General features: G+C 56.7%; 22 protein-coding genes. 15 read left to right on the top strand and 7 right to left on the bottom strand.

From position 1 onward, the window contains the following. From AC5RK6_RS02020 to AC5RK6_RS02035, 4 genes are all read left to right on the top strand, one after another. Positions 1-1,495 (top strand): integrase core domain-containing protein (locus tag AC5RK6_RS02020; RefSeq protein WP_493926334.1); only part of this gene is annotated, 1,495 nt, incomplete at its 5' end. A gap of 249 nt (positions 1,496-1,744) precedes the next feature. Beyond that, positions 1,745-2,128 (top strand): Panacea domain-containing protein, encoded by a 384-nt coding sequence (locus AC5RK6_RS02025; protein WP_435730787.1) that lies wholly within the window; start codon positions 1,745-1,747, stop codon positions 2,126-2,128. A 370-nt stretch (positions 2,129-2,498) separates the two neighbouring features. Then, on the top strand, positions 2,499-2,831 hold the full coding sequence (locus tag AC5RK6_RS02030; RefSeq protein ID WP_435730786.1) for a TM2 domain-containing protein: 333 nt from the start codon (positions 2,499-2,501) through the stop codon (positions 2,829-2,831). A gap of 14 nt (positions 2,832-2,845) precedes the next feature. Further along, positions 2,846-3,466: a hypothetical protein gene (locus AC5RK6_RS02035; RefSeq protein WP_435730785.1), complete on the top strand. Its 621-nt coding sequence runs from the start codon at positions 2,846-2,848 to the stop codon at positions 3,464-3,466. Between the two features lie 56 nt (positions 3,467-3,522). On the opposite strand, the gene AC5RK6_RS02040 is transcribed toward AC5RK6_RS02035, so the two are convergent. Then, entirely contained in the window at positions 3,523-4,293 is a 771-nt protein-coding gene (locus AC5RK6_RS02040; protein ID WP_274778515.1) for a DUF4261 domain-containing protein, read from the bottom strand. Between the two features lie 171 nt (positions 4,294-4,464). On the opposite strand from AC5RK6_RS02040, the gene AC5RK6_RS02045 reads away from it, so the two are divergent. From AC5RK6_RS02045 to AC5RK6_RS02065, 5 genes are all read left to right on the top strand, one after another. After that, complete coding sequence (locus AC5RK6_RS02045; RefSeq protein ID WP_435730784.1) at positions 4,465-4,947, top strand: helix-turn-helix domain-containing protein; 483 nt, start codon at positions 4,465-4,467, stop codon at positions 4,945-4,947. Between the two features lie 108 nt (positions 4,948-5,055). After that, the gene (locus AC5RK6_RS02050; protein WP_435730783.1) at positions 5,056-6,000 is read left to right on the top strand and encodes an Abi family protein; all 945 of its coding nucleotides are present in this window, start codon (positions 5,056-5,058) and stop codon (positions 5,998-6,000) included. Between the two features lie 150 nt (positions 6,001-6,150). Next, positions 6,151-8,901, top strand: coding sequence for a DNA methyltransferase (locus tag AC5RK6_RS02055; RefSeq protein WP_435730782.1), 2,751 nt, complete (start codon positions 6,151-6,153; stop codon positions 8,899-8,901). Positions 8,902-8,903: 2 nt separating this feature from the next. Further along, positions 8,904-11,015 (top strand): DEAD/DEAH box helicase, encoded by a 2,112-nt coding sequence (locus AC5RK6_RS02060; protein WP_435730781.1) that lies wholly within the window; start codon positions 8,904-8,906, stop codon positions 11,013-11,015. Continuing rightward, entirely contained in the window at positions 11,015-12,265 is a 1,251-nt protein-coding gene (locus AC5RK6_RS02065) for a GIY-YIG nuclease family protein (RefSeq protein ID WP_435730780.1), read from the top strand. The genes AC5RK6_RS02060 and AC5RK6_RS02065 overlap by 1 nt, the downstream gene beginning before the upstream one ends. A 122-nt stretch (positions 12,266-12,387) precedes the next feature. Here AC5RK6_RS02065 and AC5RK6_RS02070 read toward each other — a convergent pair whose 3' ends face one another. From AC5RK6_RS02070 to deoC, 4 genes are read right to left on the bottom strand one after another with little or no spacing between them, the layout of a single operon-like run. Next, the gene (locus tag AC5RK6_RS02070; RefSeq protein ID WP_274732620.1) at positions 12,388-13,491 is read right to left on the bottom strand and encodes a PTS transporter subunit EIIC; all 1,104 of its coding nucleotides are present in this window, start codon (positions 13,489-13,491) and stop codon (positions 12,388-12,390) included. A 27-nt stretch (positions 13,492-13,518) separates the two neighbouring features. After that, a complete protein-coding gene (locus AC5RK6_RS02075) occupies positions 13,519-14,640 on the bottom strand; it encodes a PfkB family carbohydrate kinase (RefSeq protein WP_274778510.1) in 1,122 nt (373 codons plus the stop codon). 15 nt (positions 14,641-14,655) lie between these two features. Next, entirely contained in the window at positions 14,656-16,110 is a 1,455-nt protein-coding gene (locus AC5RK6_RS02080; RefSeq protein WP_274736450.1) for a glycoside hydrolase family 1 protein, read from the bottom strand. A gap of 27 nt (positions 16,111-16,137) precedes the next feature. Continuing rightward, positions 16,138-16,863, bottom strand: a complete 726-nt coding sequence (gene deoC, locus AC5RK6_RS02085) for a deoxyribose-phosphate aldolase (protein WP_274732616.1) — start codon at positions 16,861-16,863, stop codon at positions 16,138-16,140. Between the two features lie 140 nt (positions 16,864-17,003). Between deoC and AC5RK6_RS02090 the strand changes: the two genes are divergently transcribed. Beyond that, positions 17,004-17,786 carry a GntR family transcriptional regulator gene (locus AC5RK6_RS02090; RefSeq protein ID WP_274732615.1) on the top strand — a complete coding sequence of 261 codons (783 nt, stop codon included), beginning with the start codon at positions 17,004-17,006 and terminating at the stop codon, positions 17,784-17,786. Positions 17,787-18,290: 504 nt separating this feature from the next. On the opposite strand, the gene AC5RK6_RS02095 is transcribed toward AC5RK6_RS02090, so the two are convergent. Next, positions 18,291-18,989, bottom strand: coding sequence for a CYTH domain-containing protein (locus tag AC5RK6_RS02095; protein WP_274732613.1), 699 nt, complete (start codon positions 18,987-18,989; stop codon positions 18,291-18,293). 76 nt (positions 18,990-19,065) lie between these two features. On the opposite strand from AC5RK6_RS02095, the gene ilvA reads away from it, so the two are divergent. Next, complete coding sequence (ilvA, locus tag AC5RK6_RS02100; protein ID WP_274732612.1) at positions 19,066-20,367, top strand: threonine ammonia-lyase IlvA; 1,302 nt, start codon at positions 19,066-19,068, stop codon at positions 20,365-20,367. A gap of 198 nt (positions 20,368-20,565) precedes the next feature. Next, positions 20,566-21,240 carry a 1-acyl-sn-glycerol-3-phosphate acyltransferase gene (locus tag AC5RK6_RS02105; RefSeq protein WP_126135490.1) on the top strand — a complete coding sequence of 225 codons (675 nt, stop codon included), beginning with the start codon at positions 20,566-20,568 and terminating at the stop codon, positions 21,238-21,240. Between the two features lie 47 nt (positions 21,241-21,287). Here the strand turns inward: AC5RK6_RS02105 and AC5RK6_RS02110 are convergent, their stop codons facing one another. Next, entirely contained in the window at positions 21,288-22,655 is a 1,368-nt protein-coding gene (locus AC5RK6_RS02110) for an alpha/beta fold hydrolase (RefSeq protein ID WP_274732610.1), read from the bottom strand. A 138-nt stretch (positions 22,656-22,793) separates the two neighbouring features. Here AC5RK6_RS02110 and AC5RK6_RS02115 point away from each other — a divergent pair, with 138 nt between their 5' ends. The 3 genes from AC5RK6_RS02115 to AC5RK6_RS02125 all read left to right on the top strand — a co-directional run bounded on the left by AC5RK6_RS02115 (position 22,794) and on the right by AC5RK6_RS02125 (position 25,406). Further along, positions 22,794-23,048, top strand: a complete 255-nt coding sequence (locus tag AC5RK6_RS02115; RefSeq protein WP_274732609.1) for a 50S ribosomal protein L7/L12 — start codon at positions 22,794-22,796, stop codon at positions 23,046-23,048. Between the two features lie 222 nt (positions 23,049-23,270). Then, on the top strand, positions 23,271-24,377 hold the full coding sequence (locus AC5RK6_RS02120) for an ATP-binding protein (RefSeq protein WP_274732608.1): 1,107 nt from the start codon (positions 23,271-23,273) through the stop codon (positions 24,375-24,377). A 189-nt stretch (positions 24,378-24,566) separates the two neighbouring features. Further along, the gene (locus AC5RK6_RS02125; protein ID WP_274732607.1) at positions 24,567-25,406 is read left to right on the top strand and encodes an aldo/keto reductase; all 840 of its coding nucleotides are present in this window, start codon (positions 24,567-24,569) and stop codon (positions 25,404-25,406) included. The last annotated feature ends 62 nt before the right edge of the window (positions 25,407-25,468 follow it).

A 25,468-nucleotide genomic window follows, 5' to 3' on the forward strand; every position in this document is an offset into this window, starting at 1 on the left:
CGACTTCTTGGACACCATGTCTACCGACTTTTTAGACAAGCCCGCTCCCAACGACAATCATGGGATGGCTATCCCAACACGGTTAAGAAAAAAGATCGCTGATTTCGACCCACTACAAGCCGGAATCACGATCACCCAGTTCTGCAAAGACAACAGTATTTCCCGGCAAACCTATTTCAACATCAAGAAACGCATCACTACCCGCGGGCGCGCGGGCATACTCCCCGACAGCACCGCACCGAAAACACCCCACCGCCGCTACGGACAAGACATCCGCTCCCTCGTCATCGACACCCGCACCCGCCTGGCTGAGGAAGGACGAGACTGCGGACCCTGGTCAATCTACTATTACCTGATCGACGAAGCCGGCATCACCAACCCTCCCGCACGTGCTACTATCGCCACCTGGCTCACAAGCGAGGGACTGGTAGACGCTAACGCCAGAAAACGCCCGCGATCTTCCTGGCGGCGATTTTCCCGCGATAAAGCTGGCGAGTTATGGCAAATCGACGGCCTGGTCTACCGACTCTTCGACACCGACCACACCCAGGTCACCATCTACCAGATCATCGACGATGCCACACGCCTTGACGTAGGCACAGCAGCCTTCCCCACACCAGAAAACGGGCATGATGCCAGGACGGCCTTGCAAGCCGCGTTTGACAATTACGGCCTACCCCAGGAAATCCTCTCGGATAACGGCCATGCTTTCGCTACCTACCATCGCGGGTATCTATCCCAAACCGAGATCTGGCTCGCCGGTCTGGGAGTGCGGGCAAGCGCCGGGTTTGCCCCCACAACCCAAGGCAAAGACGAACGCTCCCACCAAACACTCACGAAGTTCTTGGACAGGCGCAAACCTGTAACACTCCAAGAACTACGCACCTACCTGGCCCAGTATCGCGATTTCTATAACAACCAACGTCGCCATCAAGGACTACTACGCGGGAAAATGCATATCACTCCTGCCCAGGCATGGCAGATATTCCCCCACGCTAGCGCTCCGACCAAGCCCATCGACGTGGAAGTCCTCGAAGGAAAACTCGAAGAAAACAACCGTGTAAAACACGGCACTGTGGCAGAAGATGCCGCTTTTACCACAGTGCCCGGCGCAGGCTTAGAATCCTTCGAGCAAGATCCACAACCCACCACGCCCACACTACCCACCAATCAGCCTATCTCGTGGGATATCCCAGAAGAACTACGGATCAACAATCACGGAGTCGTACGGGTAGGTGGCTACCGGCTTTACGTGGGTACCCGTTTCAAGAACCGGCAGATCTGTTGCGTTATCGGCGAGGATGACCACGCCCGTTTCTTCACGATTCATGACGGTGAAGAGCTCTTCTCTTTCCCGCTGCCCATCCGTTTGAGTAAACGCCCCGCCGGCGGCCAGATCAATATCAATTTCGTGATTGGTTCCTGGCATCGCAACCCGCCCCAGGTCAACGAACGCCTATCACACCCGCGCCCGTCTCGGGCCCGGCGAGGATAAACACCAGCTGGCTAGAAATTGTCAAAAAAGGTCATGGACTCCCTGTCAAAAAAGCAGGGAGACTCCATGTCCATTAACTCACCAGACTCCCTGTCAAAAAAGATACTGGACTCCTTGTCAAAGAAGTATATGGACATAACAGATACTAACTAGCCAAGACCAATTCAACTAGGATTCAGACGGAAGGGGGACACTCGAATGGCATCTATTACACATGTAGCCGGATATATATTGCAGCGCTGTGGGGATATGACCACCATGAAGATGCAGAAGCTCGCTTTTTACAGTCAAGCTCACTGCCTCGCCACGCGAGGATATCCTCTTTTCCCTGAAGATTTTCAGGCTTGGAGAGGTGGCCCGGTTAGCCCTGCGCTTTTCAACCAACACCGTGGAAAGTTCATTATCCGCAAGGGCGAACTTGACAGCACGATCACGGCCGCTGAAGCCCGGATCGTGAACGAGGTAGTTGACCGGCTCGCTCAGCTTAGTGGCAATCAGCTTTCGGCTCGTACCCATAGCGAAGACCCGTGGAAGAACATGCGGGAGGGTCTTTCTCCCATAGAATTTGGAGACCGTCTCATTTCCAAGGAGTCATTGCAGAGCTACTACAGTCAGCACCCGGTTCTCGGGTGATGAGTTCCCCTCGCCAAGGAACTTGGTGAGGGGACTTTTACCTATTCGACTAGGCTAACGAAAGTTAGCGCCAATGGCTGAACATCATTCGCGTTATCACTTTTGCGAGGTTTTCATTATCACTTTTACGGGATGGTATCCCCGCAATAATTACTACTTATCATTGGATTTCCGTAACTAGGAAGGCTATTTATGGGCATCTTTTCTACGTTCATTAACACGCTCAAGAAGCAGAAACCCTAATTCTGCACCCGCCTTCATTGCAGAACCTCCCCTCGGACCCTTAAACTCCCGTCCAGCTCACAGGCCCGCCAGCTATACTTTTCGGTAGATGCTCGTTACATATCGAGCGCAAGGAGAGAATGGATCAATGAGCGCTTTCGAACCGTATCCGCAGCCCAGCAACCAGTGGGCACCAGAGCAGAACACCTACCCCACACCACCACCTGCCTATTACTACCAAGAGCCGCAATTCCGCACGGTCAATAAGATCGTTTACGTGCTCCTTGCTTTCTTCTTGGGCGGCTTCGGCGTGCACCGTTTCCTGCGCGGGCAGGTAGGTATCGGAGTCTGCATGATTCTGTTTAACTGGCTCACTATCGGCATTTGGGCGCTGGTGGAGTTCATTATCGGCTGCGTCAAGCTCAGCAAGTATCCCGGTGACGATTTCATCTTCACGATGAGCGGGGATTGGATTTACTAAGAAAGGTGTGGCCCGTGGACGCGATTCGTCTCACTTTTGACACAAAGAATGATGTCATTACCCTAGAAACTCCGCAGTCCACGTTCGAGGCCGATTTCCCTCCGCGCGACGGAGTCTTTGCCGAGGAAACCGGTGTGAGCATGTCCGTGATCGTTTCCGCCATGATGCATGCAATTTCTCTCTATCCGAATACCATCAACGTCAGAGACTCATGGTGGCGACTCGACGTCTCCCCCGAGGATATTCTCGACTACGAGAATAAGCCGTCTGGCTGGGACGCAACGTTCTCCTTTACTTTCGTGGGGAAAAATCCTTACGAAAAACTCGACGGGTGTATTTCGCAGCTCTACCTCGACGAAGGCTCTGGAGAGGTCAGCGGGTACAGGGGGATCCCACCTAAAAACGAGTGGGATGACGACGAAGAGTACCTTTGGAGTACACAAGAGGATCCATTTTTCCTCCCCGGTGAAGAGTTGGGAATGGTTACGAAACTGGGTGTCGAAAAAGGCTACTCGGCCAAAGACTACTGGTTGGTTCACCCCTTAAAGGGCCCCGAGAAGGGTCAGTGGAAGGTGGAGTTCCGCCTACCAACCACCTGGAAGCGGCCCCCGTTGCCTTCACTTGACTGGCACTAAGAAGGTTGGGGCTCATGAAAGGAGGGGCTGCAGTACCCCTCCTTTTGTTTTCCCATCTAGTAAAGCAACCGCAGCGTGGGGGTGTCGCCGTCGCGACCCTGGGCGATGGCGATGGACTCATCAGCGGCAGTGCCTAGAGTTTGCCCCGGCATGAGGGTTGCGCCGTCGGAAATAATATATCCGGCGGTGTTCGCGAGCAGTTCGTACACGGCTTCGCGCGGGCGGTGGCTGTCTTTCACCTCAAGGTCGAGGTGCCCGAATAGCGGCAGCCCCACGGTTCGCCCGGACACCACCTCGCCGGCGTGCATGGGCACGTAAATCCACAGCAGGAACGGGTCTGCGGCGTCGATCCGATAACTGGTCACCACATCGGCGGGGTAGATGATGCCCAGCTCGGGGCGCGCCACGCCCACCGCGGCTTCCTCGCCCATGAGGGAACGGATTACTGCCGTGTACACCCGGTGCAGCGTGTGCATGGAGGTACGACGCCGCGCCGCGAACTCGTCGCTCACCGGGTCGGGCATGTCCTCCCCGGAGCGCGCCATATCGGAGAAGAACGTCATCATCACATGGAAGGCGTGCGGCGGGGTGGCGCCTTCCAGCGCGGCCGGCCCGGAGACGGGCGTGAGCAACACAGTTACGCCACTGGCCAGGAAATTGAATACCTGCCCGCCGGGGAGCTCATCCAGATGGACATCAAGGGCCTGGCCGTCCACTTCCACGCGTTCCAGCGCCGCGCGCACGTCAATGGGCGCACTAAAAAGGGCGACGGCGCCCAGGTGGTCAGGGGCAACAGGATGAATAGCGGACACCGGAACTTGAGCCATGTGCCCTATCGTAGCGGCTCGGCCAAGGCGGGCGCGATGCGGGTTCCGCGGGAACGATGCTAGGTTCCCTCTCTAGGCGAGACCCGAGTAGAGCCTCGCAGGAATACACTCTTCTCTCCCCTCGCGAGGCCCGCTACACTAGAAACGAAAGAAACGAAAAGGAGGTGTGACATGACGATTACACATGACGACAAAACCGCGCAGATTGATCGGGAGATCATGGATCGCATCCGCCGGCTTCTCGCTAAGTCGCGCAGGGTTGGATTGACCTTTGACGGCATCACTATCGAGATCCCACCCCTGCTACGCACGCAGATTTTGATGGCCGTGCAGGAGGAACCGGATGGGGATAGGGAAATTTCCACTCAGGAAGCTGCCGATCTTTTGAATATGACTCGCCCAACCGTGGTGAAGCTATGTGAGGAAGGCGCGATACCTTTCCGGAAAATTACCACCCATCGCCGCCTCATGCTCTCCGATGTTCTGAAGTATCGCGAAAAGCAGCGGAAACAAACTCGTGAAGCTCTCGATGCCCTCATGGCCGATTCCTATGCGATGGGCGATTACGACGAAGATCCCGCAGTCATCGCCCAAGCAATCCGTGAGATGAGCAGCGGGCAACAGCCACAATCCCTCAACAATAGAGCAACGTGACATGACCCACTTGTTTCTAATCCAGGTTGCGCATACGATCAAAGCAATAGTTCAGCCTGCCCAAGTTTTCTTGGTGTGGGCTGATCCTCTTTCCACCTAGGTGTGAGCATGGCGGAAAAAGTTTTCACAACTGTCAGTGAGCAGCTTGAGATTCTCCGTGCCCGCGGGATGTACCTTGACCAAAATGAAGCTACTACTTGGCTCACGCACGTCGGTTATTATCGCCTCAGTGGCTACTGGTACCCCTATCGCAAACCATCAGATGAATCCAGGCAACGTCGCGATGATTTTATTCCGGATACAACATTCCATGACGTTGCTCAGCTTTACGAGTTTGACCGTAAGCTACGGTGCCTGACATTTGATGGCATTGAGCGACTGGAGGTCGCACTGAGAGCCCGGATCGCCGCGTGCGTGGGCGCTATATCACCACTCGCCTATCTTGATCCAGCAACATTTCGAAGCTCATTCAACATGGAACAGTGGTTAGAGAGAGTGGGTAGGCGCATTGAACGCGCTAAAAGTAGGAATGAGTCAATCCGCCACTGGTATGCGAACCACGAGGGCCCCGCGCCGATCTGGATTGCCCTAGAAGTCCTGGATTTTTCCGATATTTCCATTTTCTACAGCGGACTGCCGACTGCAATACAGTGGGATATAGCAGATAGCCTTGGCCTCACGATTGATGTGACTATCTTGACTAAGACCCAGAAGAATAGCGCACTCAAGAGACATCCTTTCGCCCGCTGGTTGCAACAAATTACTATCGCTCGCAACTCATGTGCCCATCACGGCAGGCTATGGAATCAGCACTTTTTACCGGTATCTACCGCAGCATTTCGTACGAATCCAAAACTGTCGGGGTTGCCAGTCAAAGAAAGTAAGCACTTGTACGGCATACTTGAAATCATCTCCTGCGTCCTCACTACCGTCTCTCCGGGAAGCAGCTGGAGAGCGAAAATCGAAGATCTCATCGAATCGTCTTTCATGTCCATCAGCAAAAGATCCGTAATCGAGATGGGTTACCCCATTGCGCCGCCTAGCCTTGCCTAACAATCCCACCCAACGCCGGACATCATGAAGAGGTGATCCTGCACGGTAGCGCAAAATCTTTGTCGCAAGCCCCCTCTAAGATAGGAACGTATCGCCCGAGCCGCAGCAGCACTCGCGCCGCGCCCGGGCCCGTCCGCGAAAGGAGCCGCCGTGGCCGTCACTCTCCAGAGTATTGAGGAGCACGTCAAGAAACTCACCTCCCGCGCGCCTTTCACCCGTGACTTCTTCTTCGACCTCCTCCTCGCCTACGGCATCTCCAAATCCAGCGTCACGCGCCTGCGTTCCACCACCGCTAGCTCGCTCAACGTCGCGGCAAACCCGGAGCGCGATATCGTGTGGAAAAACAAAATCTACCTGGCCGAAACCAGCGATAACCTCACGTCCGCGGCCCTGGAAATGAAAGAGAGCGATACTGCGCTGCGCTTCAATACCCGCTTCGTCATCGCCACGAATTACGAAGCTCTTGCCGCAATCGACACCAAAACCGGTGATTCCCTCAGCATCCCCCTCGCCAAACTGGCAGACGATTTCACCTTCTTCCTCCCCTGGGCGAATATGGAGAAACAGCACTTCTCCTCGGATACCCACGCGGATCGCCGCGCTGCCGAACACATGAGCAAGGTGTACGACGAACTCCTCGCCGCCAACCCCAACCTCTTCCACGAGGACAAATCTCCCCACAGCCTCAATATCTTCTTCACTCGCCTCCTCTTCTGCTTCTTCGCGGAGGACACCGGCATCTTCGCAAAAGGCCAGTTCACCAGCGCGGTCGGCTCCCACACCCAGCGCGACGGCTCCGATACCGCCGCGTTCCTCACCGCACTTTTCCACGCGCTCGACACCCCCAGCCCCGCGGATAAACCCGTTTACTTGCAGGACTTCCCGTACGTCAACGGTCGCCTTTTCCGTATTAATAACGACGACGCCGCCTCTTTGACAGTCCCCCAATTCACCAAGCACGCGCGCGATTCGCTACTGGAGCTCGGCACCCTGGATTGGTCGGAAATCAATCCGGATATTTTCGGCTCCATGTTCCAGGCGGTTGTTGATAAGGACCAGCGCGCCAACCTGGGCCAGCACTACACTTCGGTGCCCAATATTCTTAAAACGATCAAACCGCTCTTCCTGGATGAGCTCTGGCATGAATATGACAAAGCCTGTGAATCGGTGCCCCGCCTCAAGAAGCTGCTTACCCGCATCTCAAAAATTAAGCTTTTTGATCCGGCCAGCGGCAGCGGTAACTTTTTAGTTATCGCATATAAGGAATTACGCAAGCTCGAACATGCCATCCTGGATCGCATCGATTCTCTGTCGTCGGCGGGCCGTTGGGGCCTGCTCGGCATGGGTGAAGAAGAAAAGCTCGGCGCAGCTACTCTGGGCTTCGGTTCCTCAGTGATCAATATCGAGAACTTCTACGGCATCGAAATTGATGACATCTCCGTGGAGATGGCCATCCTTTCCCTCTGGATCGCCAAGCACCAGATGAACCAGGAGTTCAAAGCCAAGTTCGGCCTGGATATTCCCCTCATCCCCCTCAAGGAAACCGGGCACATCGTACACGGCAACGCCGCCCGCTTGGACTGGAATGAGGTGTGCCCCAATAACGGAACCGACGAAATTTATTTAATCGGAAATCCGCCCTATGTTGGCTCAAAGAAATCTACACCCGAGCAAAAGGAAGATTTTACCTTTGTTTTCACTGAGTCAAAGTACCCGAAAGAATTAGACTACGTCGCGCTGTGGTTTATCAAGGGTGCCAATTACATCCGCGGCACCCAGGCCAAGCTCTCTTTCGTGACTACGAATTCCATCACTCAGGGAGAGCAGGTCTCGATGCTCTATCCCTACGTTTTCAGTGAAGGCATCGAAATTGGCTACGCTTACACCTCGTTCGCATGGTCGAATAATGCCTCCCACAATGCTGGCGTAACTGTTGCTGTTATCAGCCTTAGAAACAGGAGCTCCGACCCTAAATGTCTTTTTACCAACGGCGTGCAACGTGAGGTAAAAACCATTAACTCTTACTTGGTAGATTCCAACGTTCCAGTTGTCTCACCGACGAATCGCGCACTGGATCCCCAACTTCCCATCATGAAAAAAGGAAGCCAGCCAACCGACGGTGGGAACTTGATTCTTGCACCCGAAGAAGCTGAAGAGCTCCTCGCCAAACACCCCGAAATCTCTCCCTTGGTTAAATGCTTCATCGGCGCGAACGAATTTATCAACGGTAAAGAACGTTTCTGCCTCTGGCTTACCGAACATGACTATTCTGATGCGGTTAAGATTCCAGAGATCGCCCACCGTCTTGATCGTGTTAAGGCAATGCGAGAGGCAAGTACAGATAAAGCAACACGTAGTTACGCTTCAGAACCCTGGCGGTTCCAGATGATCCGGTACAAGCCCACGGACTCAATTATCGTGCCCAGCGTCTCTTCCGAGCGGCGTGAGTATGTACCCATCGGGTACCTCGGGCCAGACAGTGTTATTTCAAATCTTGCGTTCGCGGTCTACGATGCGGAGCCCTGGTTGTTTGCTTTGCTGACCTCGAAGATGCACATGGCCTGGCTACGCGCCGTCGGCGGAAAAATGAAAACCGACTTCCGGTACTCGAATACCCTGGTCTATAACACCTTCCCCGTGCCAGAGTTATCGGCGTCGTCGAAAGAAGAACTCACAAAACGCGCGCTACGCGTACTCGACGTGCGCGAATACCACTGCGAAAAAACACTCGCGGAACTCTACGACCCCGACCACATGCCACGCAACCTACGCGAAGCACACGAAAAAATTGACGAAGCGGTCGATAGACTTTACAAGAGCACCCCGTTCGCATCCGATGAGGAACGCCTCGCGGTGCTGTTCGCGAAGTATCAGCAGATGATCGAAGCAGAAGGGAAGTAGCCGTGGCCACCGAAAACGTTGTGGACGTGACCTATGCGCAAACCGGGAAATCGGTTGCCACCGATGAGCTCGGGATGCGGGAAATGCAGGCTCGTGCCTATGAACAGCGCGCCTCCCAGTACCTGCTTATCAAAGCACCGCCGGCATCCGGGAAGTCGCGCGCGCTCATGTTTATCGCGCTCGATAAGCTCTTCAACCAGGGCCGGCGCAAGGTGATCGTGGCCGTGCCGGAACGCTCCATCGGTGCTTCCTTCGCACCCACCGACCTCACCACCTACGGCTTCTTCGCGGATTGGGACGTTAAACCCGCGAACAACCTGTGTACACCCGGCAGTAACGAATCGAAAGTCGCGGCATTCCTCCGGTTCCTGGAAGGGCCCGATGCCACACTCGTCTGCACGCACGCCACCCTGCGTTTCGCCTTTGAACAGGCCAAACCCGAGGACTTCAACGGCTGCGTGATCGCGATTGACGAATTCCATCACGTCTCCGCAGACCTGGACAACAACCGGCTCGGCTCCGTGCTGCACGCCATTATGGAGCAGTCCGACGCCCATATCATCGCCATGACCGGATCCTACTTCCGCGGGGACTCCGTGCCCGTGCTGGACCCGAAAGACGAAGCGAAATTCACGCCCGTCACCTTCAACTATTACGACCAGCTCAACGGCTACCAGTATCTGAAAACGCTGGGAATTGGGCACCACTTCTACCAGGGCCGTTACACCGATGCCATCGGGGAAGTGCTCGATCTCGACAAGAAAACCATCCTGCATATCCCCTCCGTCAACTCCGGGGAATCCACCAAGGATAAGTACGAAGAAGTCGGGAAGATCCTCGACATTATTGGCGAGGTACTTTCACCCGAAGAAGTCGCGCAGGTCGAGCCACGTTTCCCCGGGGATGAGTGCATGATCTTCGTGCGCCGGCGCGATAACGGGCAAGTACTGCGGGTCGCGGATCTCGTGGACGATAGTGACGAAAAAGCGCGCGCTAAGACCCTGGTGTATTTGACCGATGTGGCCGCCAAAAATCGCGACGCCGCGGATATCATCATCGCGCTCGGGATGGCCAAGGAAGGTTTCGACTGGCCTTTCGCTGAGCACGCCCTCACGGTTGGTTACCGTGCTTCGCATACCGAACTCATCCAGATCATCGGGCGCGTGACCCGCGATAGCCCCGGGAAAAGCCACGCCCAGTTCACCAACCTTTTGGCCGAACCGGATGCTACCCAAAACGAAGTGACACTTACCGTCAATAACGTGCTGAAAGGCATCACTGCGGCGCTGCTCATGGAGCAAGTGCTTGCCCCGAACTACAACTTCCGAGCCAAGCGCAACACCGATGAGGCTCCCGATCCGGGCACCCTGGAAGTGAAGGGCTTGGTAGAGCCTTCTACGAAGCGGGCAAAGCAGATCATCGCCACCGATATTGATGATTTGAAAGCCACTATTCTCCAAGATGACCAGGTGGCGCGGGCCGCGGCCGGAGCTGCCGAACCCGAAGTCATCAACAAGGTGCTTATCCCGCGGATCATTCGCGAAACCTACCCGGATCTGACCGAGAAAGAAGTGGAGCAAGTTCGCCAGCATGTGGTGGTCTCCTCGGTAATCAAGGCCGGTGAGGTGCGGACCGTGGGTGACCGGCGCTTCGTGGAGGCGGGGAACAAGTTTGTGGATATCGATGAGATCAATATCGACCTCATCGAATCGATCAACCCCTTCCAGAAGGCTTTTGAAGTGATGTCCAAGCAGGTCTCCAGCCCGGTGCTGCGCATTATCCAAGACGCCATCGCCGCTACCCGCATCACCCTGAAGCCGGAAGAAGCGATGGAAATGTGGCCGGCAATCACCGACTGGGTCAAGGTCAATGGCCGCCGCCCAGACGTGCGCAGCGAAAACCCAACCGAGAAAATGTACGCCGAAGGCCTGCTCGTGCTTCAGCGCGAAAAAGCAAAGCGGGATGCTGAGAAGGCCGCCGCCGAGGCAGCGGCTGAAGCTGGGGCTGAGCAGAGCGAACCCGAGGCAGTCCGTAGCGGCGGCAAGCACGCCGAAGACATTCCGGTACCGGCACGTACCGCGGGTACCGATGCTTCCCAGGGGGACAAGAACTAATGGCCGATTTCGATTTTGAAGCTGAATTCGCGAAGATCCTTGCCTCGGATACCGAAGGGCTACTTGACGCGCCTCCGGCCCCGCGGCGTTTCACCAGCGAAGACCGCCTAGAACGTGCCTTCCTGGAAATCGTGGACTTCCGAGCCAAAGAAGGGCGCGAACCTGACCCCCACACTCGCGCTATCGGAGAACGTAAGCTCGGAGCACGCCTGGAGGGAATCCGTGCCGATCCCGAAAAGCTTGAGAAGCTCAAGGACTTAGACACCGAATTCGGGCTACTCACCCGGCACGAAGCTCCGCAAAACATTGATGATGTTCTGGCTTCCGACGAGTTCAACCTCCTGGACGACGGATACGGAATCACGGATGTGTCCCGACTTCCCGCTGCGCCGCCGCGGACCATCGCTACACCGGACTACGTGGCCAAACGCGTGAAAGCGAAAGAGTTTGAGAAGTTTGAGCCGCTCTTCAAAGCCAAGCATGCGCAGCTATCGGCTGGGATCGTGGAGCAGAAGCCTTATAAGAGTCTAGATACCGGCATCAACGCGATTCGTGAGGGCCTGTACTTCGTGCTCAACGGCGTCATGGGATATGTCGTTTTCCAAGGAGACGACGAAAAACACCTTACTGGCGGCGAAATCCGCACCCGGCAGCGCCTGCGCGTGATTTTCGAAAATGGAACAGAATCTGATCTCTTCCGCCAATCCCTTGCAGGACGCATGGGAGAAGAAGACGGCCGGATCATCACCCAACCAGCAGAAGCGGCTTACGATCTCGCCTACGCTGAACCCTCGGCAAATATTGAGGCATCTAGTGAAACTACTAGCGAAGCTTCTCCGGACGAAACTCCAACCGGGTGGATCTATGTGCTGCGGTCACTCTCTACAGATCCGCAAATCTCCAGCCTGCGTAACCTCCACAAGATCGGATTCTCACGCGGACCGGTAGAAAAGCGCATTGCGGGCGCGGAACAATCACCCACCTACCTCATGGCACCCGTTGAAATCGTGGACACGTACGTAACCTACGATGTGAATGCCGCGAAGCTGGAGCACCTGCTCCACCAGATCTTCGCGGACGTAAAAGTATCCCTCTCACAAATTGATAGCGAGGGCAAAAACTACGACCCGAGCGAATGGTTCATCGTCCCGCGCGAAGCCATCGCCACCGCCATCGAGCTCATTCAAAACGGGGAAAATACCCGGTACCGCTATGACAAGGGGAGTGAGAGTTTCGTGCCGATACAGTAGCGAAGAACAACTGTGGCGGGGCCTGCCCGGTAGTACCCGATCAAGCCCCGCCACACGCGGGAGACATGACAACCACTGTTCCGAACACTCTGTGAAAGAGTGCCTACGGAAGGGGAAATAGCTTAGTTAGTCGCCTTCACCTCTTCTTCCTCTGTGATCTTCAAGTCAGCCTCGAAACGCAAGAACAGCGTGCAGATGAATGCAACGAGGAACCCGACCAAGCAGGAAATAACGAACAGAACGAACCCGTTACCGAAGAACACCGGCAGTGTAGCAAGCGACGGAATCGCAAAACCTCCAGCCTGCGCACCCGAAATACCTGCAATAGCGCCGCCCACGCCACCGCCAAGGCAGACGGCAATCATGGGAGTCTTTCGCGGAAGATTGACACCAAACAACGCCGGCTCGGTAATTCCAAACAATGCTGAAATCACCGAGGAGGCACACACCGTACGCGTCTTTCCGTTCTTCGAGCGCACCAGTACCGCCAACGCGGCGCCAGCCTGGGCGAAAATCGAGGGACCGAACAGGGCCAAAACCGTATCGTGCCCCAGCGCAGCAACATTATTCATCGACACCAGCATGATGCCCCAGTGCAGACCGAAAATAACGAGAAGCTGGAAACATGCACCCAGAACCAAACCAGCCGCAGCCGGCGAAAGATCGTATAGGAACTCGTATCCAGCAGCCAGTCCATTACTGATCAACGTGCCGATAGGCCCGAACGCCATTAGCGTGACCAGCCCGACCAGAATTACCGAAATGAACGGGGTGAGGAATCCTCGAATCACCTCTGGGAAAATCCTGTCCAGACCCTTCTCAACAAAGGCCAGCAATCCAACCGTCATGAGAATCGTGATAACACTGGAGTGGTAGATCGCGCTGAAGACAGGGATCCCCAGGAAGTACATCGTTGTGCCGGACTCCAAAGTCTGGTTCAGATCCGGGTACAGCAGCACACCCGCAATCACCACTGCCGTATACGGATTAGCGCCGAACTTCTTAGCCGACGTAAATGCCAGCAGGACCGGCAAGAAGTAGAAAACGGCGTCGCCCATAGCAGCAAGAATCCGGTAGGTATCCGAGGCGTCACTCAACCACCCGGCCGCCACGCAAATCGCCAAAATACCCTTGAGAATACCCGCTGCAGTTAGCAGATTAATGACGGGCAAAAAGATTGCCGCAACGGCATCAATAATTTTATCGAAAGTCTTTTTCTCACTCATGGCTGTCCTCCTTTCGGTAGCCCATGATTAATCAATGTCGCCCCGCGCCCACTGCACCAGGAATTCTCTGAGCTCATCGAAAGCAGGACTCCGGCCCGCACGAACATAGAAGCCTGAGTTCGCTACACCCAGAAGGAGCGATTCTTTACTGGTGAGACCAAGCGAACGCCCGGTGAGGAACCCCGAGTTGAAATTATCCCCGCCGCCCGTTGTGAGCGTTGGATCGGCACAATACGGTCCATCAACAGCAACGTCCTCGTGAGCGTTACTGAGAACCGCGCCATCCACCGGGTGAATAACAATCTCGCTAATTCCAATCTTCTCCCGCAAGAAACGCGCAAGCTCGTGAAGATCCGCGAAGTCCTCCTTCGCTGCACCGTAACGGCTAGCCACTTCATAAGCCTCCTTCTTGTTGAGGCCGAGCGTAGTATCGAAGAACTCCTCGTACTTGCGAATAGTCGCCATAACATTGAGGACATCCTCCGTTGTGCGCTTAGTCGGATCAGAAAGATCGAAGAACATCATCCGCCGCTCGCGGTTCGTCATCTTCGGAAGAACTTCGTCAGCAATGCCATCCCAGATGCTGCCAACATTAATCAGCAGGGTCCAATCGGCAAAAGCTACGATATCCGCGCGGTCAAAAATCTCCACCAGGCGCTCAAGCGTGGTTACCTCAAGGAGGTTCTCCCAGCTCACCATCTTGAGCGGCTCCAGCTGGCTGGAAATCACCTTGCCGTCGGTAAATTCCAGTGCGTCAGAAACCCCGGGGTCGGAGAAGGAAATAACCTCCTCAGCCATATTCGCAAAATCCTGGAAAACAGGATTGACTCCACCCAGGCCCAGCGCGCCCATATATGTCACCCGATTACCCAAGGTCGCCAGTGAATTCGCAAGAATAGTCGCCACGCCCCCGAGTTTCGTGGTAACAGGCACCATTTCGATATTCATACTGAGCCCGGCAGCATCAATAAATTTCTGCCCGTAAGCAGTCAGCGTCTCTACACGCTGGTAATCATCCGGCCCAAGCCGTTTGTCAACAACATGGGTAATACGGTCAATGAAACCATCGTAACCAACCGGAATATTAGCGTTAGGCTTCTTTGCCTCTATTTTTTGTGCCAGATCAATGATCGCTTCGTTGCTCATCATCTCACCTTTCTTGTGTTATATATTTTCTCCGCGGCTGCGGATCACATCGCGGTACCAGAAAAAGCTCTTCTTCCGAGTTCGTTTCCCGCTCCCGTGGCCTGCGTCGTCGAAATCCACATGAACAAAGCCGTACCGTTTACTCATCTGTCCTGTTGATTCAGCAATCAGATCAACGCATCCCCACGTCATGTAACCGCGCAGGTCCACGCCATCGGCAAGCGCTTCTTTGAGTTGCTCGATATGCGCGCGCAAGTAATCAATGCGATAGTCATCCTCGATTCGCCCATCTTCTGTCACAACGTCGACGGCGCCGAGCCCGTTTTCAACGATGTACATTGGAAGCTGATAGCGATCCCAGACCAGGTTGCAGGCAATGCGGATCCCAATTGGATCAACCAACCAGCCCCATTCGCTTTTCTTGAGATAGGGATTGGGAACGCCAGCAAGATTATTACCCTCAACCCCGCTCTGCCCTTCAGCACTGATACAGCTCGAGGAGTAGTAGGAGAAACCAATAAAATCAACCGTTCCTGCGCGCAAAAGATCGGCGTCCTCGGGCTCCACAGTGATGGAAATACCCTCCTCAGCCATATGGCGTTTCATATAACCGGGGTACTCCCCGCGTACGGCCACATCTGAACAGAACCAGCAGTCACGCTGGAGAGACTGGAGATTCGCGAGATTATCTTCCGGTGAGCAAGTCAGGGGATAGCTCGCCGGGCCGGCAAGCATGCACCCAACATGGTTCTCCGGGTCAATCTCCCGCGCCAGCTTCACCACTTTCGCGTTAGCAACGAAAATATGGTGCATAGCCTGGTATCTGGCCTGGATGCGCTCAGGAGAATTCGTTTCCCGCGGGAAGGGGCCTTCCGGCGGTAGGATGCCCGCGGAGGTCGCCTCACCAAAAGCGGTTAGGGTCAGATTCACCTCAACAAATGGAATCCAATACCGCACTTTCCCGCGAAACTCACGCATGATTGTTTCGCAGAACTTCAGATAAAAATCGATGGTTTTCCGGTTCGACCAGCCTCCGTATTCTTGCGCTAAATACAGCGGCGGTTCGTACTGAGTAATCGTAACCATCGGGATCATGCCACTCGCGAGACATTCGTCAATCAACGCGCGATAGAAAGCTAATCCTGCCGGATTAGGACTATCTTCATCACCCCGCGGGAATATACGCGTCCAGCTGATGGAAAAGCGGTATACATTGAAGCCCATCTCGGCAAGAAGCGCGATATCTTCACGCCAATGATGGTAATGGTCAGCCGCAAGATGGCTCGGGTAATGCTTATTCGGATCTAGCGAGAGGGAAAACTCCCGCTTCGTTGTTCTACTTCCTACACTCAGATGATCCCCGATTGAGGGGCCACGTCCATCCTCATTCCACCCACCCTCAAACTGACTGGCAGACGTGGCCCCTCCCCATAGGAATTCTTCAGGGAAACGAGTGGTACTTATGTGAGTCACTTTTCTTCCCTTTTCGGCCCGTCACATCTATTTATCCGCTGGCGGGTTAATGCCAAGAACAACCGGAGTGGAGCGGTAACCAATGCCCATGCGGTCAATACCGAGATCAATGAGTTCAAGGAAATGCTCACGAGTGCGAATGCATCCCGCGCCCTTCACGGCAATCTTGCCGTCAGCCGCCTCGATCATGGTTTTCACAACCTCAACCGTCGCACCCTTGTTTTCAGCGCCGGTGAAGAACCCGGTCGATGTCTTAATGAAGTCTGCTCCAGCGCGGATTGCCGCCTTCGTCCCCTCCGCAACCTGATCCAAGTTGAGGGAGTCCGTTTCGATAATGACCTTGACCTTGGTATTCCACTTATGAGCGGCAGCTACGACCGGTTCGAGATCCTTGACAACATCATCGAGACGGCCTGTGCGCAGCCACCCGTAATTAGCAACAATATCGAGATCTTCAATATCCCACTTCGAGCAATAGTGCTCGGTGAGCATTTCCTTCGCCTCAGTTGTGGCAAGTCCGAAGGGGAAATCTGCCACCACACACAGGCCGGTATTGGTTCCCTCAACCATGGGAGCCACAATTGGGAGAGACGCGGGATTAATACAGATCGTCTTGCACCCAAAATCAATACCTTCCTGGGTGTACTTCCGAATGTCATCATCGGTGAATTCAGGTTTGAGCACTGACTGATCAATGTAGCGTGCCAATTCCTCCGGAGTCATATCAGCGGCTTTACGTGCGGGAATCATCATTTTCCTTTCATTAGTAACGCGTATTGAACTGCATTGTCCGGTACGTTCCATACTTTTAGGTTTAAGGTAGCCCCGAAAATGCAACCTGTCTACAAAATTCGCGGTAATGTTAGCTTTGTACCGTACAAACCGAGGAGACCATGAACACTCTCGATGTCATCGCCAGTCAGCCTTTGAATACCGAGTCCGAACACCCGCTGTACCGGCAATTACAAGAACGAATCGTGCAGCTCATCGCCACCGGATTCCTCAGTGAAGGAACAGCGTTGCCCACCGAACAGTCCTTGTGTGAGTCCTTTGGTCTTTCGCGAGCAACCGTACGTAAATGTTTCGAGGGTTTGGTGAAATCTGGGCGGGTTATCCGTAAACGCGGTAAGGGGACTTTCGTTTCCAAAGGAAATGACCGGCCCGGTTTAGATACCGCCCTCAATTTTTCTGCCGAGATGGCAGGTTTCGGTAAGACGCCGTCGTCCCATGTTGTGAGTTTCCAACAAGTGGAAGCGCCCAACTGGGTAAGCGAGCTGCTCGAATTACAGGAGAGCAACGCGGTCTGGCAAATAGAAAGAGTTCGGCTGGCCGATGAAACGCCGCTACTTCTCACCACCGCATACATTCCGGTGGAACTCTGCCCAGAATTGAGTGAGGAGGAGCTCGAAGATTCGCTTTATTCCGCGATTGCGCGCCATTCTGGAACGCTTCCAGAACGCGCAGATGAGGTGTATGAAGCGACGACGCTGAACGCTGTTCAAGCTAAGCAGCTCCGGGTTCCAGCTGGTTCCCCGGCCTTAAGAATTCTCCGTCATTCCATTGATTCACAAGGCCGGATATTCGAACTATCCGTCATTATTGCCCGGGCTGATCGCTATAAGCTCGCGGTAACAACCACAAGTCGGGGCGCGCGTCTGCGGAAAAATATTACGTGAGGGGACTCTGGTTATTTCACGATTCTGAAGAGACTGCATGACCCTTCGAGGCAGAAACGGTTGCTCTTACCCGGACTTTCCCCTGGTATAGCAACGAAAAATCACAACCGCTGAGCCCGAAACTTTGAAGGCTTGCGAAACCCTACCACTCCGCGGAAAATAAAGAGGGGCGACGTTTGCACGCCGCCCCTCAACGGCAGGATCAAGCAACCCGCTCACATCAGGTTGAGTGATACACATGCCGTGGTGTGCACACCGAAACGGTGGCACCGGTCTGTCAATGTAGCAACAAGTGAGTACTTGTATAAGTCTAAACGCATGCGCAACAATACTTGCGATTATCGCGCCACCAAACACCGTGCCATTACTCACATTTAATATTGATTAATTTAAACTCGGTACATTGGAGCCTTGTGGAGCGCTCAGAAGCACCTTATTCCACCAAAATCCCCTGGGTGAATCGTCAAGCTACGTGAGTGAATCTCCCTCAGTAACATCCCACGCTCAGGCTTCTTCGCCCTCGCGTTCGCGCTGCTGGGGCGCGTGCAGATCCAAGAAATGCGGCCCGCGCGCATCTAGCTCCTCCATATAGGCCGCACCCCATTGCATCCACGGATCCTTGGAAAGATGGTCATTGGTGAAACGTAGATCGTCTGAAACCTCGGTGGCGCAAAAATCGGGAATTTTTAGATCCACCACCGGCGCACGCCGCTCCACCTCCGCGATAATGAGCCCCGCGTTTTGCCCGCCGAAAGCATCGAATTCCCAGCCGTCCTCATCGAGCCACAGGGAAAAACGATTCTTGAGGACCAGATCCACCGAGCGCCGCAGAATCTGCACGGCCACATCGGTATCAATTTCCATTTCTTTTTCGTACCGCTCCGCGCTCACCACCGGGGATTTCACCGCCACCGAGGCGCTGGCCTGGCATCCCGCCCCCAGCATCCGCGCGAGCGCACGGCGTTCGTAACCACCGCGGAAGTCGGCGGCGTCGTCGAACTCATCAAAAGGCACGAACGCATCGGGGAAACGTACCCGCACCCGCACCGCGTACCCGTCCTGCGCGAAAGTATAAGCCTGGATGATGACCTGGGTGGAGGCGTGCTCAGCGACGTCATCGGGAAGCTCGCGCACCAGGAATTTGCGCTCGAATTCGAAATCGGCGTCCGCATCGACGCCGGGGCCGTGGCCGGGTTCCATCATGATTCCATCGTAGACGCGCGCACCCACGTGGTGAAACAGCCACGCCATCACACCCGCATCCCGGCACAATAGGAGAATGACTGAATTACCTTCACCCGAGCTCATCGCCGCAGCCGCCCGCACCCTCGCGGGCACCGTGCGCCGCACCCCGCTGCAGCTATCCGAGCGCCTCTCCGCCGCCCTTGGCCGCCCCGTTTACCTCAAACGCGAAGATACGCAGGTCGGGCGCAGCTATAAAGTCCGCGGAGCCTACAACGCGATTCACGCGCTCGGGGAGAAGGAACGCGCCGCCGGAGTGGTCTGCGCTTCGGCCGGCAACCACGCGCAGGGCGTGGCCTATGCCTGCAACCACCTGCGGATTCACGGCAAAATTTTCCTGCCCGCCACCACCCCGCGCCAGAAACGCGAACGCATCCGCGATATCGGCGGCGCGTGGGTGGAACAGATTATCGGCGGACCTACGTTCGACGCCGCAGCCGGCGCCGCCCTGACTTACGCCTCTGCGCACGGCGCGACCTTCGTGCATCCTTTTGATGCCGCCCCGATTATCGCCGGGCAGGGCACCGTCATCGCAGAAGCTTTTGAGCAGTGCGTGGAGCAAAGCGGGCTGGAACCCGAAGCGGTCCTGGTGCCGGTGGGTGGCGGCGGGCTGCTGGCCGGCACCGCGATCTGGGTGAAAGACGCCCACCCGAACACCCGCGTCATCGGGGTGGAACCCACCGGCGCCGCCTCCATGCAGGCAGCGCTGGCCGCCGGCGGGCCGGTCACCCTGGAATCCGTTGATAATTTCGCGGATGGCACCGCGGTGGCCCGCGTGGGTGACCTCACCTATGCCGCGGCGCGCGACCTGGTGGACGGCTTTATCACCGTTCCCGAAGGGGCGCTGTGCACCGAAATGCTTGAGCTCTACCAGGTGGACGGAATTATTGCCGAACCTTCCGGCGCGCTCGCCCCGGCCGCGGTGGGGCGGCTGCGGGAGCTAGGGGAGCTGGGAGAACTCGGGAACAAGCCCGATACCGCCACCCCGCCCCGCCCGCTTATCGCGGTGATTTCCGGCGGGAATAACGACGTTTCCCGCTACGCCGATATTTTGGAACGCTCGATGGTCTACGAAGGACTGCGCCACTACTTCCTCGTGACCTTCGCGCAGAAACCCGGGGCGCTCAAGGAATTCCTTGACCGCGTGCTCGTGGCCGACGAAGACATCGTGTACTTCGAATACACGAAGAAAACCAACCGCGAAACCGGACCGGCGCTGGTCGGCATCGATATCCAACACCCGGAAAACCTCGCTGACCTGCTGGATCGCATGGATCGCTCCGGGATTGATATTCACAAGGTCGAACCCGGTTCGCCCGAATTCCGCTTCTTTATCTAAGGCAGCGTTGCGTGGCCGTCGTGGCCGTCGTGGCCGGCGTGGCCGGCGCGCCCGGCGCGCCCAGCGCGCGGTGTACAGCCCGACGAGCCTGCGCCACCGGGTTGCGCGTGGGCCACAGCTGCGCCGTCGTGCTTAAAAGCCCCGCGCAAGAAGCGGGTACAATACCGGCCAGACGCCACCCTCCGCGAAAGGACCCCCATGGCATTCCGTAGCGCCGCCGCGCGTATTTTCCGCGCCTGCTCCCGCTGGACCTTCAAGCACGAACCCCTCGCGCCAAAAACGATTCTCATCGGCGCCCCGCATTCCTCTAATTGGGACGGCATCTACGATATTGTCGCGTTTTGGAGCTACGGGCGCTCCATGAAATTCCTGGTCAAAAATTCGCTCGTGCAGGCCCCAATTCTGGGGGCGGTGGTGCGCGCCGTCGGCGGAATTTCCGTGGATCGCAACCATCCCAGCGGAATCGTGGGCTCACTGCTCGACCAGGCCGAACGCAGCGAAGAATTCTGCGTGGCGCTCGCCCCGGAAGGCACCCGGCGGGATGTTGAATACTGGAAATCCGGTTTTTACCGCATGGGCCTGGCCGGCCGCCTGCCCATCACCCTCGGCTTCATCGATTCGCGCACCAAAACATACGGGTGGTGGAAGCACCTGTATCTTTCCGGCGACGTCGAGGCGGATATGGATATCCTGCGCGAGTTTTACCGCGATTTCGTGGGGAAGAACGGCTCGAAACGCTCGCTGCCGCGCTTGCGCGCTGAGGACGACGCCGCCGCGCGCGCCCACCTCCTCGACGGCATCGATCTGGAAGAAGCGCGCGCTTTTGCGATTCGGATGAATCGGGAAACCGGCGGGGTGGGGATTACCGAGTAGCGGTCCCGCTCCGCTGAGCGCTCGCGCTCCGCTGAGCGATCCCGCTTCTAGGGCTCCCGGTACACTGCGTCAAGCAGCGCGCTGATCACGGTATGCGGATCGCGGCCCAGCGCATCATGCTGGTAATCATCGCTGATCAGCGCGGTGAGGCCCCGAATGCGCCCGGCCGTTTCCAACGAAAGTTCGGCCGGCACGTACATATCCTGACGGAAAATCCACGCGGCCACCGGAACCTGGTTACCCCCCAGCACATCCGGGCGGTACAGATCATGCCAGGACGTACGGAAGGCCAGCTCATTAGCGGCCCCGCGCAGCGGGAGGAGCGCCGGGTCCTGCTCGAACTGCCAGGGGAACACACTTTCCCCGGAGAACCGGAAACCGCGGCCTTCCTTACGTAGATCCGTTTCACCCACCCCACCCATCGCGAGCGCGGGGATGGCAAATTCGGGGAATTCCCCGCGGATCCGGTGCGCGGCCCAGGCCAGCGGCCCGGTGCCCGATTGCGCGTAAATCGCTTCTTGGAGCGCGAAATAGAGCGGGGCATGGGCGGCTGAAACCGCTTCACCCACCCGCTGCAAGAAGCTGGGCCGCAGCCGGCGTTGCCCGCGGAAGGACCACACCGGGTCCTCGAGCAGGTAGTGGAGCTGCTCGAATCCGTAGGTGAAGCCGAGGCGCTGGCCGAGCTGGCGGAAACGCGCCGGGGTGAGGCGCTCCCCGGTGGGTAAAATTTCTTCCACGTCCGCCAGGTGGGTGGTGATATACCAAGCGGTACCTTCATCATCGGGATAACGCTCGAAATAGGCGCGGTTCCGGGCAGCTAGGCGCGGGAACGTCTGCCGGTACACGGCCTGCGGTCCCTCATCCAGGCTGGGCAGCCCTCCGGTAATCATGACCTCGCGCAACCCTGCGGGCGCGTGGGATAGGTACGAAACCGCGGCGAAACCTCCGAAACTTTGCCCCAGCACGCTCCACGGTTCCTCGCCTTGGAGGTGGCGGCGCAGGTGTTCGGCGTCGTTCACAATAGAATCCTGGCGGAAACAGGACAGCAGCGCGGCCTGAGCGGCGGGGCTGCCGGCCGCGGTGATGGTGAGCGAATCAAGCGGGTAGGAATTTCCGGTGCCGCGTTCATCTAGCAGCACGAGGCGGTAATGGTTGAGCAGCAGGTCCTGCCAGCCACTCAAACCAGCGGGGCGCGGTGCCGCGTGGCCCGGCCCACCTTCCAGGTACACCAAACGCGGTGCATCTTCGCGGCCGGCCCGCACGATTTCCCGCGCGAAAATCGTGATGGTGGCGGGAACGTGGGCAATTTCTTCATTCGGGGGCAGCTCGGTGAACGCACCAAAGTAATCAAGGGGCACCTGGATGCGGTGCTCGATGACTGTGTAACCCTGAAAACGATAGGTAACCGCGCTCATACCGTGAAGATTACCCGAGCGACGGCCCGATCTCGCCGGCTGTACGGTAGCTCTCATTTCTGCGGTGCCGCGATCGGGGCACAATGGAATAATAAATACGTACAGTTAATGCGAAAGCGGCACGTTCGAGGAGGAACCGTGGGTAAGTGGTTTGATCAGGCTGCGGAAATTGAACGCTTGCAGAAAGAAAACAAACGCTTGCGCGCGGTTATTGCGCAGTTACGTGCGCAGTTGGGAACGGTTTCGGGCGACGACGCCGCAGCAGACTACGGGGTCAGTGCTGAGGAACGCGCTTTGGCCGCCAGCGGGCGCAAGGTTGAGGCCATCAAAGCCTACCGGGAACGTACCGGCGCGGATCTGGTCACCGCCAAAAATGCCATTGATTCGCTCTGACTCGGGAATGAAGCACCCGGGTGCCCGAGCGGTTTCTCGGTAGCTATCAAGCTACTCTCACATCTACTCTAACGTACTCTAACATCCGGAGTTAGAGTAGAAATCCGCGCCATAGCAACGTTTTCTCGGGGTCACCCGGAGCTACTCTAAAGCTACTCTAACAATGTTAGAGTAGATGCATGCTGCAGCGTAGCGTGGAAAGCCTTCTCACTCTTCCGGTTCATGAAGCCGTGGACGAGCTTCTTCGCCTGCCAGAAGACCAGTGGAATGAACGAAACTAACAAGGGCGATTGTTTCCAGCGGATCGGGGATGAAACGCGCAAACTCACTTTCCGGCAACGTCAAGAACTTGAGTGGGATCGCGGCTTTGTTGGCTTTGATGGAGCTCCCGTTCCCGGCGGTCAGCTGGATGATCTCGACCGGGAACAACTGGAAGCGTACCGCGCCCTACTCAGCTCGTCTTCGGGAACCAATGCGCTACGCGCCCGCGACCTCATTGATCGCGATGGCCAACTGCGAGTAGCTGGGTATCTCCTCTTCGCAAAAAATCCGCAACAGGTTTTTCCGAACGCCTACGTACGGGTGGTCAAGTATTCCGATAACGAACGCGGTGCTGGGCGTTTCCAAAACGTAGAAGCCGGGAAAGACATTCGGGTAGGCGGATCCCTTCCGCGGCAAATTGCAGATGCCAGCCGCATTATTGAAGAGTTTTTGCCGGGGCATCGCCGGCTCACGGATGCGGGTATTTTTGCTAACGTGCCGATTATTCCACGGGAGGCGTGGCTTGAGGGCCTGGTCAACGCCGTCGTCCACCGTTCCTACGGCATTGCCGGCGATCACATTCGAGTGGAGATTTTCCCCAACCGGATAGAGTTCACCAGCCCCGGGCGTTTTCCCGGTCTCGTAGATATTTCCCATCCGGAAAGAATTGGGCGCAATGCCCGAAATCCGCGTATCGCCAGAGTTTTCTTCGATATGGGCATTACGCAGGAACTGGGCGAAGGCATTCGGCGCATTTTCGAAGAGACGCGCCGGGCCGGACTGGCCGAACCCCTGTACGCGCAATTGCCCGAGGCCGTGCGCCTCACCCTCCTCGCCAGCAACGCTATCCCGGAAGAAATCATGCGGCAGATCGGACCGAGCGGCCGCGCGATTCTGGACGCCCTGCGCCTGGCCCAACAGCCGCTGGGAACCGGGCAGATCACCGAACTTGTGGAGCTTGCCCGACCCACCGTGCTCCGCCATCTCAATATGCTGCGCGATGCTGGCGTGATCCGCTGGAATGGTAAATCCCCGCGCGATCCTCGCGCCACCTGGGAGCTGCTATAAAGCTACTCTCACATCTACTCTAACGTACTCTAACATCGGGAGTGAGAGTAGAAATCCGCGCCATAGCAACGTTTTCTCGGGGTCACCCGGAGCTACTCTAAAGCTACTCTAACAATGTTAGAGTAGCCGGCCGGGTGCCGGAGTGCCGGAGTGCCGCTGCGCCGTCGTACCTTCTGCAAGAATAGAACCATGGCAACAATCCCGCTTCTTCCCCTCAATTCCGGCCATTGGATCCCGCAACTGGGCATCGGGACCTACCGCATGGACAACGTCACCGCGCGCCGGGCCGTGCGCGAGGCGCTCGCCATGGGTTATCGGCATATCGACACCGCGCAAATGTACGGCAACGAAGCCGCGGTGGGCACGGCAATCGCGGAATCTGGCGTGGATCGTGAGGATATTTTCCTTGTCACGAAACTCGATAATCCCCATCACGCTCCGCGCGCGGTGCGGGAAACTTTCGCGCGCTCACTCGCGGATCTCGGCACTGATTACGTTGATCTGTTCCTCATTCACTGGCCGATGCTTAGCGGCGATTACGTGGAGGCGTACCAGGTCATGGAGGAATTTGTGGCAGACGGGCGCGCTCGCGCGATCGGCGTTTCCAATTTCGAGCGCCACCACCTTGAGGCGCTGCGTTTCGCCGCGCATATCCAGCCCGCCGTCAACCAAATCGAAGCGCACCCCTATTTCCAGAACGCCGAAGTCACGCAGTACTGCACCGCCGCCGGGATTCGCGTGGAAGCGTGGGCGCCGCTGGCGCGCGGCGCTGTGAACGACGACGCCGTGCTTGCCGAGCTTGCGGCAGCTAAGGGATGCACCGTTGCCCAACTGGTGTTGCTCTGGCACCTCTCGCGCGGGAGAATCGTTTTCCCCGGGGCATCCTCCACCGCGCACCTGGCTGAAAACCTGGCCTGCTTGGAGTACATGCTCCTCAAAGAAGAAGCGGAAGAAATCGACAATATGGATCGTTTCGAAGCCGGGCGCACCGGGCGCCACCCGGATACCTTCCGGCGAAACGGAGAATAACTGCTGCCACGCTAGCTGAATGAGCTGGGCTAACGCCCTCGGATTTGGTGTCCAGCGCATAA

It is taken from the genome of Actinotignum sp. usb-actsch-213, from assembly GCF_059085665.1.

Coding starts and splice junctions, on each gene's coding strand:
- AC5RK6_RS02025 (WP_435730787.1), top strand. CDS start 1,745: ATGACCACCATGAAGATGCAGAAGCTCGCTTTTTACAGTCAAGCTCAC.
- AC5RK6_RS02030 (WP_435730786.1), top strand. CDS start 2,499: ATGAGCGCTTTCGAACCGTATCCGCAGCCCAGCAACCAGTGGGCACCA.
- AC5RK6_RS02040 (WP_274778515.1), bottom strand. CDS start 4,293: ATGGCTCAAGTTCCGGTGTCCGCTATTCATCCTGTTGCCCCTGACCAC.
- AC5RK6_RS02045 (WP_435730784.1), top strand. CDS start 4,465: ATGACGATTACACATGACGACAAAACCGCGCAGATTGATCGGGAGATC.
- AC5RK6_RS02050 (WP_435730783.1), top strand. CDS start 5,056: ATGGCGGAAAAAGTTTTCACAACTGTCAGTGAGCAGCTTGAGATTCTC.
- AC5RK6_RS02065 (WP_435730780.1), top strand. CDS start 11,015: ATGGCCGATTTCGATTTTGAAGCTGAATTCGCGAAGATCCTTGCCTCG.
- AC5RK6_RS02070 (WP_274732620.1), bottom strand. CDS start 13,491: ATGAGTGAGAAAAAGACTTTCGATAAAATTATTGATGCCGTTGCGGCA.
- AC5RK6_RS02075 (WP_274778510.1), bottom strand. CDS start 14,640: ATGATGAGCAACGAAGCGATCATTGATCTGGCACAAAAAATAGAGGCA.
- deoC (WP_274732616.1), bottom strand. CDS start 16,863: ATGATGATTCCCGCACGTAAAGCCGCTGATATGACTCCGGAGGAATTG.
- AC5RK6_RS02090 (WP_274732615.1), top strand. CDS start 17,004: ATGAACACTCTCGATGTCATCGCCAGTCAGCCTTTGAATACCGAGTCC.
- AC5RK6_RS02095 (WP_274732613.1), bottom strand. CDS start 18,989: ATGATGGAACCCGGCCACGGCCCCGGCGTCGATGCGGACGCCGATTTC.
- ilvA (WP_274732612.1), top strand. CDS start 19,066: ATGACTGAATTACCTTCACCCGAGCTCATCGCCGCAGCCGCCCGCACC.
- AC5RK6_RS02105 (WP_126135490.1), top strand. CDS start 20,566: ATGGCATTCCGTAGCGCCGCCGCGCGTATTTTCCGCGCCTGCTCCCGC.
- AC5RK6_RS02110 (WP_274732610.1), bottom strand. CDS start 22,655: ATGAGCGCGGTTACCTATCGTTTTCAGGGTTACACAGTCATCGAGCAC.
- AC5RK6_RS02120 (WP_274732608.1), top strand. CDS start 23,271: ATGAAGCCGTGGACGAGCTTCTTCGCCTGCCAGAAGACCAGTGGAATG.
- AC5RK6_RS02125 (WP_274732607.1), top strand. CDS start 24,567: ATGGCAACAATCCCGCTTCTTCCCCTCAATTCCGGCCATTGGATCCCG.